This is a genomic window from Pseudomonas sp. BAV 4579 (assembly GCF_009765395.1).
In the GTDB taxonomy this organism is placed as follows: domain Bacteria; phylum Pseudomonadota; class Gammaproteobacteria; order Pseudomonadales; family Pseudomonadaceae; genus Chryseomonas; species Chryseomonas aestiva.
The window spans coordinates 1-11,640 of record NZ_WHOV01000070.1 but is presented as its reverse complement, the minus strand read 5'-3'; the positions used below and the strand labels follow the sequence as shown (position 1 = coordinate 11,640).

General features: G+C 65.8%; 14 protein-coding genes. 3 read left to right on the top strand and 11 right to left on the bottom strand.

Annotation, left to right across the window (positions count from 1 at the left end; all coding sequences use genetic code 11):
• Positions 1 to 152: 152 nt before the first annotated feature.
• From GSQ95_RS14995 to GSQ95_RS14980, 5 genes are all read right to left on the bottom strand, one after another.
• Positions 153 to 1,031 carry a ParB/Srx family N-terminal domain-containing protein gene (locus GSQ95_RS14995; RefSeq protein ID WP_158889905.1) on the bottom strand — a complete coding sequence of 293 codons (879 nt, stop codon included), beginning with the start codon at positions 1,029 to 1,031 and terminating at the stop codon, positions 153 to 155.
• 70 nt (positions 1,032 to 1,101) lie between these two features.
• Entirely contained in the window at positions 1,102 to 2,223 is a 1,122-nt protein-coding gene (locus GSQ95_RS14990; RefSeq protein ID WP_158889907.1) for a beta-ketoacyl-ACP synthase III, read from the bottom strand.
• Positions 2,224 to 2,295: 72 nt separating this feature from the next.
• Positions 2,296 to 3,285, bottom strand: coding sequence for a DctP family TRAP transporter solute-binding subunit (locus GSQ95_RS14985; RefSeq protein ID WP_158889909.1), 990 nt, complete (start codon positions 3,283 to 3,285; stop codon positions 2,296 to 2,298).
• Between the two features lie 187 nt (positions 3,286 to 3,472).
• Positions 3,473 to 3,604, bottom strand: a complete 132-nt coding sequence (locus GSQ95_RS26535; protein ID WP_256664592.1) for a hypothetical protein — start codon at positions 3,602 to 3,604, stop codon at positions 3,473 to 3,475.
• A gap of 57 nt (positions 3,605 to 3,661) precedes the next feature.
• The gene (locus tag GSQ95_RS14980; RefSeq protein WP_133859439.1) at positions 3,662 to 3,901 is read right to left on the bottom strand and encodes a DUF2789 domain-containing protein; all 240 of its coding nucleotides are present in this window, start codon (positions 3,899 to 3,901) and stop codon (positions 3,662 to 3,664) included.
• A gap of 139 nt (positions 3,902 to 4,040) precedes the next feature.
• Between GSQ95_RS14980 and cprA the strand changes: the two genes are divergently transcribed.
• Positions 4,041 to 5,192 carry a cationic peptide resistance protein CprA gene (cprA, locus tag GSQ95_RS14975; protein ID WP_158889911.1) on the top strand — a complete coding sequence of 384 codons (1,152 nt, stop codon included), beginning with the start codon at positions 4,041 to 4,043 and terminating at the stop codon, positions 5,190 to 5,192.
• 43 nt (positions 5,193 to 5,235) lie between these two features.
• Here cprA and GSQ95_RS14970 read toward each other — a convergent pair whose 3' ends face one another.
• The gene (locus GSQ95_RS14970; RefSeq protein WP_133859441.1) at positions 5,236 to 6,174 is read right to left on the bottom strand and encodes a bestrophin family protein; all 939 of its coding nucleotides are present in this window, start codon (positions 6,172 to 6,174) and stop codon (positions 5,236 to 5,238) included.
• Positions 6,175 to 6,457: 283 nt separating this feature from the next.
• Between GSQ95_RS14970 and GSQ95_RS14965 the strand changes: the two genes are divergently transcribed.
• Positions 6,458 to 7,096 (top strand): DsbA family protein, encoded by a 639-nt coding sequence (locus GSQ95_RS14965; protein WP_158889913.1) that lies wholly within the window; start codon positions 6,458 to 6,460, stop codon positions 7,094 to 7,096.
• Here the strand turns inward: GSQ95_RS14965 and def are convergent.
• Entirely contained in the window at positions 7,093 to 7,632 is a 540-nt protein-coding gene (def, locus tag GSQ95_RS14960; RefSeq protein WP_158889915.1) for a peptide deformylase, read from the bottom strand. The two genes, GSQ95_RS14965 and def, sit on opposite strands and share 4 nt — an antisense overlap.
• A gap of 60 nt (positions 7,633 to 7,692) precedes the next feature.
• Between def and GSQ95_RS14955 the strand changes: the two genes are divergently transcribed.
• The gene (locus tag GSQ95_RS14955; RefSeq protein ID WP_158889917.1) at positions 7,693 to 8,883 is read left to right on the top strand and encodes a serine hydrolase; all 1,191 of its coding nucleotides are present in this window, start codon (positions 7,693 to 7,695) and stop codon (positions 8,881 to 8,883) included.
• Here GSQ95_RS14955 and GSQ95_RS14950 read toward each other — a convergent pair.
• From GSQ95_RS14950 to GSQ95_RS14935, 4 genes are all read right to left on the bottom strand, one after another.
• Complete coding sequence (locus GSQ95_RS14950; protein WP_158889919.1) at positions 8,871 to 9,716, bottom strand: hypothetical protein; 846 nt, start codon at positions 9,714 to 9,716, stop codon at positions 8,871 to 8,873. The two genes, GSQ95_RS14955 and GSQ95_RS14950, sit on opposite strands and share 13 nt — an antisense overlap.
• Before the next feature lie 3 nt (positions 9,717 to 9,719).
• On the bottom strand, positions 9,720 to 10,622 hold the full coding sequence (locus GSQ95_RS14945) for a response regulator (RefSeq protein ID WP_158889922.1): 903 nt from the start codon (positions 10,620 to 10,622) through the stop codon (positions 9,720 to 9,722).
• A gap of 68 nt (positions 10,623 to 10,690) precedes the next feature.
• On the bottom strand, positions 10,691 to 11,107 hold the full coding sequence (locus GSQ95_RS14940) for a hypothetical protein (RefSeq protein ID WP_158889924.1): 417 nt from the start codon (positions 11,105 to 11,107) through the stop codon (positions 10,691 to 10,693).
• Positions 11,108 to 11,151: 44 nt separating this feature from the next.
• Positions 11,152 to 11,586, bottom strand: coding sequence for a hypothetical protein (locus GSQ95_RS14935; protein ID WP_158889926.1), 435 nt, complete (start codon positions 11,584 to 11,586; stop codon positions 11,152 to 11,154).
• Between the last annotated feature and the right edge of the window lie 54 nt (positions 11,587 to 11,640).

The following is an 11,640-nucleotide window of genomic DNA, read 5'->3' as shown; positions in this document are numbered from 1 at the left end:
CCGTCGACCTCTTGCATGCCATGCAAGCGCTCTCCCAGCTGAGCTATAGCCCCGTCGGTCAGGACGGGGCGCATGTTAAGAGGCCCGGCCTCCCCTGTCAACACCAATAAGAAAAAAACCTGCTAGTAACAGACACTTAAGCCGCAAAACGGCTAGATCGCCCGGGACAGGGCGGCACGCTGGGCGCGGGCCGCCAGCAGGTAGGTGAACTTGCCGTCGCTGGCGGAGAGCTTGCGCAGGACCTTCTTGTCCAAGGCGCGATAGCCACCCATCTCCAGCGCCGTGCGCCCCGAACTGCCGATCAGCATGCCGGGGTTGGCCACCATCAGACGGGCGGCTTGCTCCACGGCCTTGGCGTAGCTCTTGCGATCGTCGAGATCGTAGCCCTGCAGGGGCAGCAGCATGCGCAGCCACTCGGCCCAGTAGAACTCGAGGAATTCCGACGGCAGCACCCGACCGTCCGGGGTACGCGGCTTGTCGTAGCCGATCTGGCGGGTGAAATACACCAGGGCGCGGTAGGGATCGTCGGCCATTGCGGTGAGGCCCAGGGTTTCCGGGAGCTGCTCGGGCAGGATCGGACGCCCCTGGGGGTCCTTGAGCCAGGCCTTGCGCTCGTCGAGCAGGCGAATCCAGAACTCGGCCATGCTCGCCGCGCCACTGAAATCGTCGGTGACCCTGACCCACACCGAGGTTTCCGGGCCCCCGCCGGGGTGTTCCCAGAAGGCGGAAAAGGTGTGGTGACCATCGGTGAGGTAGAGCTGCTGTCCTGGTCCGATGACCACGGTCTTCATTTCGTCCGGATAGGTGCCGGGCGGCTTGATGCCCAAGGCGTCACCGGCCGAGCGCAGACTGGTGCTGGGCTGAAAACCGCCACTCAGGTGCTGGCCGTTGGCTTCGCAGTAGTCGTCGAACAGCTTGCGCCGGTCGCAGGCGTACTTGCCAAGCTTGTACAGCACCTGGTCGTGACCGATCGCGGGCTGGGTGGGGCGCAGCTGACGCAGCTGGACCTGGAGCAGGCTTCCTGGCGGCACGGGGTCTTCCTATTTCAAGAGGTCTTCCCAGGTCCGACAACGGTCCTCCCGGGAAGACTCCTGCCGTCGATCAGACCTTGCGCAGCACCACGCTGCCAATGGAGTAACCGGCGCCAAAGGAGCTGAGCACGCCCAGACTGCCACTGGCCAGATCCTCGTGGTGCAGATGCAGGGCAATGACCGAGCCGGCCGAGCTAGTGTTGCCGTAGGTATCGAGGATGACCGGCGCCTCGCCAGGCTCGGGTTCGCGCCCCAGCAGGCGCTTGACGATGAGGTGGTTCATCGCCAGGTTGGCCTGGTGCAGCCAGAAGCGCGAGACCCGCTCGACAGGGATATCCAGCTCGGCGAGGTGATTGGCGATCAGCTCGGCCACCAGCGGGCAGACCTCCTTGAACACCTTGCGCCCTTCCTGGACGAACAGCTTGTCCGGGTGGGTCATGCCCTCTTCCGCCGCGCGGTTGAGAAAGCCGAAGTTGTTGCGGATGTTGTTGGAGAACTGGGTGAACAGCCGGGTCCCGAGGATCTCGTAGCGGTGCGCCGAGGTTGCCTGATCGGCGCGCTCCACCACCAGGGCAGTGGCTGCATCGCCAAAGATGAAATGGCTGTCGCGGTCGCGGAAATTCAAATGGCCGGTGCAGATCTCCGGATCTATAACCAGTACCGCCCGCGCCTGGCCCAGTTGTACGGCGTTGGCCGCGGTCTGCAGACCGAAGGTCGCCGAGGAGCAGGCGACGTTCATGTCGAAGCCGTAGCCCTGGATACCCAGTGCGGCCTGGACCTCGATGGCTACCGCCGGATAGGGGCGCTGCAGGTTGGAACAGGCGACGATGACGCCGTCGATGTCGGCGGCCGTCCGCCCGGCGCGGTCCAGGGCCTCGCGCGCCGCGGCGACCCCCATCTCGCAGAGGATCGAGGGCTCGTCGTTGGAACGCTCGGGAATGCGCGGCACCATGCGCGCCGGATCGAGGATGCCGGCCTTGTCGACCACATGGCGGCTGCGGATGCCGGAGGCCTTCTCGATGAAGGCGGCGCTGGATTCCGGCTGGGGCGCCAGGCTGCCCTGGGCGATGGCGTCGGCATGCTCGGCATTCCACTGGCCAGCCCACTGATTGAAGGACGCAACCAGCTCGTCGTTGGAAATGCTTTCGGGCGGCGTATAGAGCCCACTACCGCTGATGACCGCGTGCTGCACGGCTATTCCTCTTGTTGTCAGGATGACGCCGTGCCAGTTTGCCGCAAATCCGGGGTGGACGCCCGTGCATTCTCAGCGCCGATTGGCGGCCTCGGCGGCGCGCAGGACGTCGCTGCCCACTTCGCTTTCATACCGCTTGATCAGGGGCGCCACCGCCGCGCGCCAGGCATCGCGCTCGGCAGCCGTCGGCACCAAGATCTTGCTGGTATTGGCTGCCGCCACCCGCTCGCGTGCCCTGGCGTTGATGGCTTCGGCATCGCGGTTCACCGATTGGGACACCTCTTCGAGGATGGCCTCCAGTTCGCTGCGGATCTCGAAGGGCAGCCCGTTCCAGAACGTGGTGTTGGTGATGAGCATATAGGTGAGGAAGCTGTGGTTGTCCTCGACGATATAGGGCTGCACGGTATTGATCTTCTGCCCCAGGAGATTCGACCAGGGATTTTCCGCCCCCTGTACCTTGCCAGTGCGCAAGGCGTCGTAGACCTGGGCGAAGGGGAGCTTGACCGCCTGGGCGCCCAGTTGCTGGTAGTAGGCCGCCAGCACATCGGAGGACTCGACGCGGAAGGTCAGGCCCTTGAGGTCGGCGGGGACGTGGATTTCCCGCGTGGCCGAGAGCTGCCGGCCACCGTTGTTCCAGTAAGCCAGCCCGGTGATGCCGTGGGGGACCAGGCTGCCCAGCAGTTCGCGGCTCTTGTCGCGGCGCTGGAAGCGCTTGACCGCCTCGATGTTGTCGAACAGAAAGGGCAGATCGTAGACCCTGAGCGGCTTGGCCAGGGCGTTGAGCTTGGAAACCGAGGGTGCCAGCAGCTGGACCCTATTGCTGCGCAGGGCCTCCAGCTCGTCGGCATCGCCCACCAGGCTGGAGTTGGGATAGACCTCGATCCGGACCTTGCCGGCCAGCCGCTCCTGCACCAGCTTCTGTACCTGCAGGGCTCCACGGCCCTTGGGGGTATCGTCCGTCACCACATGGGCGAACTTGATGACGATGGGCTCGGCCACGGCAAGGGGCACGGCCAGGGCAAAGAACGAGCCGGCCAGGGTGGCGAAGAAGGTCTTGATCATGGGATTCCCTGCGTTGAACGATCCATTGGATCGCCCGTGCGATCCCGGTCGCGATGCGTGCGCGACGCAATTACCTTAGCAGTCGGGGCGGGAAAGGCTGGTCAACGGCGGAAAACGGCACGACGAGTATGCCAGAAAGGCGGATCAGGGGTAGGGACAGCGCCGCCGAAACGGCGCCAGGAAACCATCAGGGCGAAATGGGATCGCTTGCGGGAAAGGTTTCCTCGACGGATTCGTCGAGCTGTTCCTCGCTCACCTCGTCTTCTTCGTCGGCGACGGGCGGATCGTTGGGCTGCTGCTGGGCATGGACGGCATTCATGGCAAATCTCCGGACAGGAAGGGGTCTGCAGGGCTGAATACTCCCAGCCCTGTAGCTTTAGTCATGACTGTGCAGACGGACGTTCAGCTCGTCGACGATCGGAGCCCAGTCGGCGTCGCCCATGATCTCGTCCTTGAGAAAGGCCTTCTGCGCCGGCGACCAGAAGTCGGCTTCGGACACCTTGACCGCGTCGGGCAGCGGGGAATGGCTGGCGATGAAGTCGTCGATGGCAGCCGGATCGGAGTCCAGGCCCAGTTGCTCGAAGAGGGTCGTCAGATCGTGAACGGGAAGTTCCATGGGGGTCTCCAGGCGGTTATCGGTCGTTACGCTCAGGTATCTAGAAAGACGCCAGGCTTAAGGGGTTCCCCTGCCTTAATAAATCCTTCAGCGACGCGCCTTAAGGTACGCCCACGTTCCGCCAACCAGGGCCTCTGCCATGTCGCTTCCCGTCTCTTCCATTCAATTCACCGCCGCGCCGCGCCGCATTCTCGTTACCGGTGCCACCGGCTTTCTCGGCGGCGCCGTCACCCTGCGCCTGCTGGAGTTGGGCCATGTCGAAGGGCTGAGCTTCCTGGTCCGTGCCGCCACCCCGGCGGAAGGCCTGGAGCGCCTGCTGCAGAATCTGCGCGTCCATGACATCGACGAGCGCCTGGCGGCCCTGCTCAAGCCCGAGCAGATCCTCTGCGGCGACCTGCTCGACACCCACTGGATCGACGCCGCCAAGCCGCTCCTGCAGACGCTGGACGAGGTCATCAACTGCGCGGCGGTCGCCTCCTTCTCGCGCAATCCGAAGATCTGGCCGGTCAACGTCGAAGGCACCTTCGCTCTGGCCGAGGCGTGCGCCCAGTCGCGGCGCCTGAAGCGCTTCCTGCACGTCAGCACCGCTATGGCCTGCGGTCCGCAGCGCCAGTCACCGGTCGCCGAGACCTGGGACTTCCCCGAACCGGACCAGCAACTGGTGGACTACACCGCCTCCAAGGCGGCCATCGAACTCAAGCTGCGCAACGAGTTGCCGCTGCTGCCCCTGGTGGTGGCGCGCCCCTCCATCGTGGTGGGCCACCGTCGTTCGGGTTGCAAGGCGTCGGGCAGCATCTTCTGGGTGTTCCGCATGGGCTTCGCCCTGGAACGCTTCACCTGCGGCCTCGATGAGCAGATCGATGTCATTCCAGTGGACTACTGCGCCGAAGCCCTGGTGGAACTGGCGCTCAAGCCCAGGCTGAACTACAGCCTGTACCACATCTCCGCGGGCAACGCCGGCGCCTGCACCTTCGGCGAAATCGACGAGGCCTATGCCGGCGCCATGGGCGACGCCCCGGTCGGCGAGCGCTATCGCCAGGTGGACAGCGCCGATCTCAAGGAGCTGGCCGCCGACTTCAACGAACGCATCGGCCCGGCCAATCCGCGCCTGGTGCTGCGGGCGCTCAAGCTGTACGGTGGCTTCGCCGATCTGAACTACCTGTTCGACAACCAGCGTCTGCTCGACGAAGGCATCGCCGCTCCGCCGCGCTTCACCGACTACCTGGATGTCTGCGTGCACTCCTCGCGGAACATCAGCATCCCGGCGCAGATGCAGTGGGATTTCAAATGAGGCGCGTGCCCGGTGCCGGCGACCGCCAGGCACCGGGCGCTGCTCAGACGGAATCCCGCTCCGGTGAAGTCAGCCGCGAATCCCGGACGATATCGCTGACCGAGGCGTAGCCCCCGCGCGCATCGCGCAGCATGGTGCGCAGGTTGCCTTCGATGGTGTTGCAGATGGTGCCCATGGTGATCTGGTGCCGACTGCGCTGGAAAGGATTCTGCAGATCGGTACCGACCTTCTCCATGGCCAGGAAGATGAAGCCCACCACCGTGGAGGCCAGCGGGGTATACCACTGCAGGCTTTCCACCAGACCGATGGGCATCAGCACGCAGAACAGGAAGATGAACAGCCGCGGGAAGTTCACATAGGGATAGGGCAAGGGCGTGTTGGCGATGCGCTCCATGCCGCCCTGCCAGTTGGACATGTCGACGAAGGTGGCTTCCAGTCGCTCCAGGCGGATGCTGTCCAGGCGACCGGCGCGGTATTCCAGGGCGATCAGGCTGGAGGAGCCGCTGAGGATGGCATTGGCGAAGTTGTTGGTCTCCTTGCGCATCGACCACTCCTCCTTGCCCAGGTAGGTACGGACTTCCTTGGGCAGCGGATCGCCGCTGAGCTGGCAGGCCAGGCAGCGCACATAGGCGAGATGGCGCTCGATGAGCACCGTCTTGATCGCATTGAAATGCTCGTCACCGTCGTCGATGAGCGTCAGCACCTGGCGGGTGAAGCTGCGCGAGCTGTTGACCATGCCGCCCCAGAGGGTGCGCGCCTCCCACCAGCGCTGGTAGGCGCTGGTGTTGCGGAAGCTGGTCAGCACGATCAGCGCCGAGCCGATCAGCGTCAGGGGGATATTGGGCAACTGCGCCCGTTGCTCGACCAGCAGCATGTAGTCAGCGGTAACGGCGATGTCCCACAGCAGCAGCCAGAAGACCGACCAGCCGACGTAGGTGAAGGTTTGCCGAAGGAATGTCAGGATGCGGTGGAAATAGCCCAAGGTGATAGTCCTTAGCGCGTGAAAGAAGGAATGTCGCCATAGGAACCTGGGGTCTGAAACAGGTTCAAGGCAAGCGTCTGGAGCGCGGATCGCCGCCCATTTCACGTAATTGACCGGTGGCATTCCGTTTCCGGATATGAAGGGGTAGCGGGTCGTGGACCGCGATCCTTCAAAGCCGCAGGGCCTGATCGGGTGCCAGATGGTTCAGGGATATCGACACCGGTACCGAACATCCGGGCCCCGCTGCGGTCCGACGGACACCATGCCCTTCCGGAGCACTGCCATGACCGCCACCCCGCGTGTTCGTCTGGATGTCTGGAGCGATTACGTCTGCCCCTTCTGCTACCTGGAGCTGCCCCAGCTGGCGCGTCTGCAGGAGGAATTCGGCGACCAGTTGGCCATCGAATGGCATGCCTTCGAATTGCGTCCCGAGCCCACCCCTACCCTCGATCCTACCGGCGACTACATGCGTCGGACCTGGGATCGCGCCGTCTATCCCATGGCGGCGGAGTACGGCATGGTGCTGCGCCTACCGCCGGTGCAACCGCGCAGTCGCCTGGCGCTGGAGGCGGCGGAATTCGCCCGCGAGCATGATCGCTTCGACGCCTTCCATCTGGCGGTCTTCCAGGCGTTCTTCGAAGAGGGCCGCGATATCGGTGAGCTGGACGTACTGCTCGAGCTGGCGCGGCGCACGGGTCTGGACAGCGAGGCGCTGAAGGCCAGTCTTGCCCGTGGCGATCACACCGACCTGGTGCTGCATGCCGAGGATCGCGCCGAAGCCCTGGGCATCACCGCCGTGCCGACGCTGCTGCTGCGCTCCGCTGGAGCACCTGTCGAAGCGGCTCGGGCACTGGATGGTGCGGTGCCCTTCGCCCAGTTGGCGGCGGCCGTCAGGGCGCAGCTGGAGACCGCCGGCGCCTAGCGCCGGGCGTCCGGCGTCAGCTCGGGAAACAGCACCTCGGTAAAGCCGAAGCGGGCAAAATCCTGGATCCGCGACGGATAGAGGCGGCCGATGAGGTGATCGTATTCGTGCAGGACCACCCGTGCATGAAAACCCTCGGCTTCCTGGTCGACGGCGCGGCCATCGCCATCCACGCCGCGGTAGCGGATCCGCCGTGGCCGCGGCACCTCGCCGCGCAGTCCGGGAATCGACAGGCAGCCTTCCCAGCCGAGTTCTTCGTGGGCGTCCAGCACCTCGATCCGCGGATTGATCAGCACCTGCAGCGGCACCGGCGGCGCCTCGGGATAGCGGACATTGCGCTCGAAGCCAAAGACCATCAGTTGCAGATCCTCGCCGATCTGGGGCGCCGCGAGGCCCACGCCAGCGGCGGCGGCCATGGTGTCGAACATGTCCTGGACCAGGCCGTGCAGCTCGGCCGAGCCGAAGCGCTCGGCCGCCACCAGCGGTGCCACCCGCAGCAGGCGCGGATCGCCCATCTTCAAAATGTCGCGAATCATGCGAGGATTCCTCCCTTTGGCCGGTCCAGCCGCCGGCGTTTCGCCAGGAGCTTAAACCAGATGTCTTCCCTACTGCTCGCCAGCGCACTCGGCCTCGGCCTGAGTACACACCTCGCCCAGGCCGAGGACGCCACCCTCGCCGCCCGCCTGGATCCGATCCTGGAACGCGCCGTCGCCCAGCAGCGCATCGTCGGCACCGTGGTCATGGTCGCCCGCCAAGGCCGGGTGGTGTACCGCCGCGCGGTCGGTTTCGCCGATCGCGAAGCCCAGCGGCCGATGCGCGAAGACCAGCTGTTTCGCTTCGCCTCCCTGACCAAGCCGCTGGTGGCCGTGGCGGCCCTGCGCCTGGCGGACCAGGGACGCCTGGATCTGCAGGCCCCGGTCAGTCGCTACCTGCCCTACTTCACCCCGCGGCTGGCCGACGGCACCCCGGCGGTACCCACCCTGGCGCAGCTTCTCAGTCATACCGCCGGCCTGCACTACGGCTTCGGCGAAGATTCGAACGGACCCTATCACCGCGCCGGGGTATCCGACGGCCTGGATGGGTCTCCCCTGACCCTGGAAGAGAATTTGCGGCGCCTGGCGGGTGTGCCGCTGGACTTCAAGCCGGGCACCCAGTGGCGCTACTCCCTCGGACTGGACGTGATGGGCGGCGTGCTGGCGGCCGCGACCGGGCAGCCCCTGCCAGAGGTCGTCCAGCGGGAGGTGGCCGCACCGCTGGGCCTGCACGACCTGAGCTTCCACGTCAGCGACGCCGAGCGCCTGGCCACCGCCTATCGCGATGGCTATCCGCGCCCCGAGCCCATGAGCGAGCCCTATCTGCTGCCCATGCCCAAGGGTGGCATTCTCTATTCGCCGGCGCGTGCCCTTTCGGCGCAGGCCTTCCCCTCGGGCGGTGGTGGCATGCAGGGCAGCGCGGGCGACTATCTCGCCTTTCTGGAAGCGCTCCGCCAGGGCAAGCTGCTCACGCTGGCCAGCCAGCGCCTGATCATGGAAGACCAGATCCCGGGACTGCAACGCGACGATGCGCCGGGCTGGGGTTTCAGCCTGGGCGCGGCGGTACTGCGCGATGCCCGGGTGGCCAGGACCCCGCAGGCGCCCGGCACCCTGCAGTGGGGCGGCGTCTACGGCAATGCCTGGTTCATCGATCCGGCGCGAGAGCTGAGCGTGGTGATCCTGACCAATACCGCGATCGCCGGCATGAGCGGGCCTTTTCCGGAGGCCATCCTCGCCGCCCTCTACCGCGACTGAGCGGACTCCAGGCGGGCCTGGAGCGCCTGCAGCTGCTCCTGCAGCGCGGCATGCTCGTGCTGCAGGGCCTGGTAGCTGTCGGTCACGGCATCGGTATCGATGAACACCTGCTCGATGAATTCCTTTTCCACCAGGGTCCGCGACAGCTTCGCCCGTTCTGCTTCGAGGCTTTCCCGCAGGGTCTCCAGCTCCTCCTGCAGGTGCCCATCCACCTCGGGGGAGGCCGCAACGGCCGGGGTGGTCGGCTGCTGTCGCAGCCGCAGCAGGTCTTCGCCGAGTCGCTGAACCGTCGCCTTGAGCTGATCGCGCTCGCGGTGCATATCCAGCAGGGTGCCCTGGACCCGGTCATGCTCGAGACTCAGGCGCTGGAGCTTCGCCTCCGCGCCGCGCATCTCGCGATTCTGCACGTGCAGATTGGTGACCAGCTTGTGCGCCCGGTCCAGCTTGGACTTGAGGTCGTCCAACTTGAATTCGAGATTCTCGCGATGGGCCAGCAGGTCGTCGATATAGGGCTGGTTGGTCTTTTTCCAGTCCGGATAGTCATCGCCCTCGACCCCGTCGAGACGGCCCACCAGGTCCAGGCTGTTGCTCATGGCCTGGCCCAGGGGCTCGACATCCGCCTGCCGCGCCGCGTCGATCAGGCTGGCCGCGGTCTCGGCCTGGCTGGTGAGCGGCAGTAGCTCACCAGACTCGGCAGCCTCACCTTCCTCGACAGTCGCCCCGGGGCGCGGAAAGAGCCGCTGCCAGAGCAGCGTCAGGACCAGGGCGATGAGCAGGACGTTGGACAGGGTGACCAGCAGGAAACCCCATTCGACGAAGCGCGAGTCGTTCATTGCCTAGCTCAACAGGAAGGCGATGAAACCGTCGCCGAGCCCGGGAAAGGACAGACTGAAGTCGGCGCGCCCATTGTTCTGCCGCCAGAGGCTGTAGAGCTTTTCGAAGGGCTTCTGCACCAGATGGCTGGTGCTCAGCACCAGCGGCGCCCCGCCCTTGCCGGCGGAGATCATGCCGCTGAGGTCGGCGAGGAAGGCGGTGGCGTTCTCGTAAATCTCGCGGCTCAGGGTCGCACTGGCAATGGCCGCATGGATGGCGGCGGGCGAGAGCCCGGCCAGAGCGCCACCGAGAATGCAGGCCGCATTGAGGTCCAGCAGGCAGACGGCCTCCAGCGCCTTGCTCTGCGGGTGGCCATAGATGCCGATCACATAGGGCAAGGCCAGACGATCAACCGGGATCGGCGCCATGGGCTCGATCTGGCAGACGATGGAGGACAGACCGAGCAACTGGCGAATGCGCTGTGGATCGGGATTGAAGCGGGTCGGGATCGGCAGGCTCTCGCGACCGGAGGATTCGATGGCCTGCTCGGCACTGGCGCCGTCCTGCAGCACGGTGAGCACCGCCTGCTGCAGGGTTTCCTGGACGAAGGGCTTGGTCACGACGAAGGCCGCGCCGTTGCGGTAGGCCGCCTCGATGTTGCGCGCCGAGGACTCGGTGGTGACAAAGCCCACATGGATATCGGCGCCCACCCGCTGGCGGATCGCCTGGAGCAATTCCAGACCGGTCATCCCGGGCATGTGCCAGTCGGTGAGCACCAGGTTGGGGGTCCAGCTCTCCAGCAGCGCCACGGCTTCCTCGCCAGTGGACGCCACGCGCAATTCGATATCCCTGTAGCCGGTATTCGCCAGAATCCGCTTGATGATGGTCTGGACCGCTCGACTGTCGTCTACCACGAGGAACTTCATGTTCCATCCCTGAATTATGAACGCCACGTTATCCCTCGGCGATTACTCGCCTCGGGCGCCAGTATGGATCACACATCAGATATCACATGGCCAGTATCAGCTGAACGGCGACCTTTTTGCGACAGCTTGTCATCGGCAACTGCAAGGTATTCGTCCAACGCAGGATACGGCAATTCGAGGACCGTACAATATAACCTTAGCAGCTCTAGTTCGGAGGTTTGGACGCGCTCGTCCGCCTTGACCAGGCACAGCAGGCCCTCCAGCACCAGGCTGCGGGCCGCGACGCTCAGCAAGGCAAGTCGCGCCAGGGCGCCGTCCAGCGCCGGACGCCAGGGGTGCGGGGGCTCATAGGCACAATGCAGGCCGGGAAAGGTGCTGGCGACGGCCAGCAGAAAGGCCCGCCGAGCGGCCTGGACGTCCCGGTGATTCTGTTCGGCGGCCACCGCATAGAGGGTGAGCACCGCGGCCCGGGCCTGGGCCAGCATTCCCCGCCCCGACAGTCGCTGACGCCCGGGCGCCAGACTGCCGATCAGCTGGCGCTGGATGATGCGCGCCAGGCAGTAGCGGGAAAGATCCAGCTCAGGCGCAGCGGCGAAGCCTGTCTTGAGGTCGACGAGCAGCTGGCGCAGGACCGGCCGCGGCAGTGGCGGATGGCCGGAAAGGTCAGCTGGGCAACCGGCAGGCGCAGCGACGGATGCAGGCTGTCGGCCCAGCGCTGCCCTGCCCTGCCGCTCGTTGCCGACGGGCTGGCGACCAGCGCCAGCAGCAGCTCCGCCGCCTGCTGGGGTTGCCGCACGAAAGCCTGCAGGGTCGCGGGAATGTCCCGCCAGGGCGCGGGGGTAGCTTCCGCCGCGAGCGGGGGCGCGGCGGACACCGGCGGCGGCGCAGCGAATGCCGGATTGCCCGCGACATGGGCAACGCCCATGGGCAGCAGGGCCTCGGCCCGGATCGCTCGAGCTGCCACTCGTCAAAGTCCGGTTCCAGCTGCTGGATGCGCTCCAGCACCGGGGGGGGGGTG

Coding starts and splice junctions, on each gene's coding strand:
- GSQ95_RS26535 (WP_256664592.1), bottom strand. CDS start 3,604: ATGAATGCCGTCCATGCCCAGCAGCAGCCCAACGATCCGCCCGTCGCC.
- GSQ95_RS14945 (WP_158889922.1), bottom strand. CDS start 10,622: ATGAAGTTCCTCGTGGTAGACGACAGTCGAGCGGTCCAGACCATCATC.
- GSQ95_RS14985 (WP_158889909.1), bottom strand. CDS start 3,285: ATGATCAAGACCTTCTTCGCCACCCTGGCCGGCTCGTTCTTTGCCCTG.
- GSQ95_RS14940 (WP_158889924.1), bottom strand. CDS start 11,107: ATGCTGGCCCAGGCCCGGGCCGCGGTGCTCACCCTCTATGCGGTGGCC.
- GSQ95_RS14955 (WP_158889917.1), top strand. CDS start 7,693: ATGTCTTCCCTACTGCTCGCCAGCGCACTCGGCCTCGGCCTGAGTACA.
- GSQ95_RS14950 (WP_158889919.1), bottom strand. CDS start 9,716: ATGAACGACTCGCGCTTCGTCGAATGGGGTTTCCTGCTGGTCACCCTG.
- GSQ95_RS14965 (WP_158889913.1), top strand. CDS start 6,458: ATGACCGCCACCCCGCGTGTTCGTCTGGATGTCTGGAGCGATTACGTC.
- cprA (WP_158889911.1), top strand. CDS start 4,041: ATGTCGCTTCCCGTCTCTTCCATTCAATTCACCGCCGCGCCGCGCCGC.
- def (WP_158889915.1), bottom strand. CDS start 7,632: ATGATTCGCGACATTTTGAAGATGGGCGATCCGCGCCTGCTGCGGGTG.
- GSQ95_RS14980 (WP_133859439.1), bottom strand. CDS start 3,901: ATGGAACTTCCCGTTCACGATCTGACGACCCTCTTCGAGCAACTGGGC.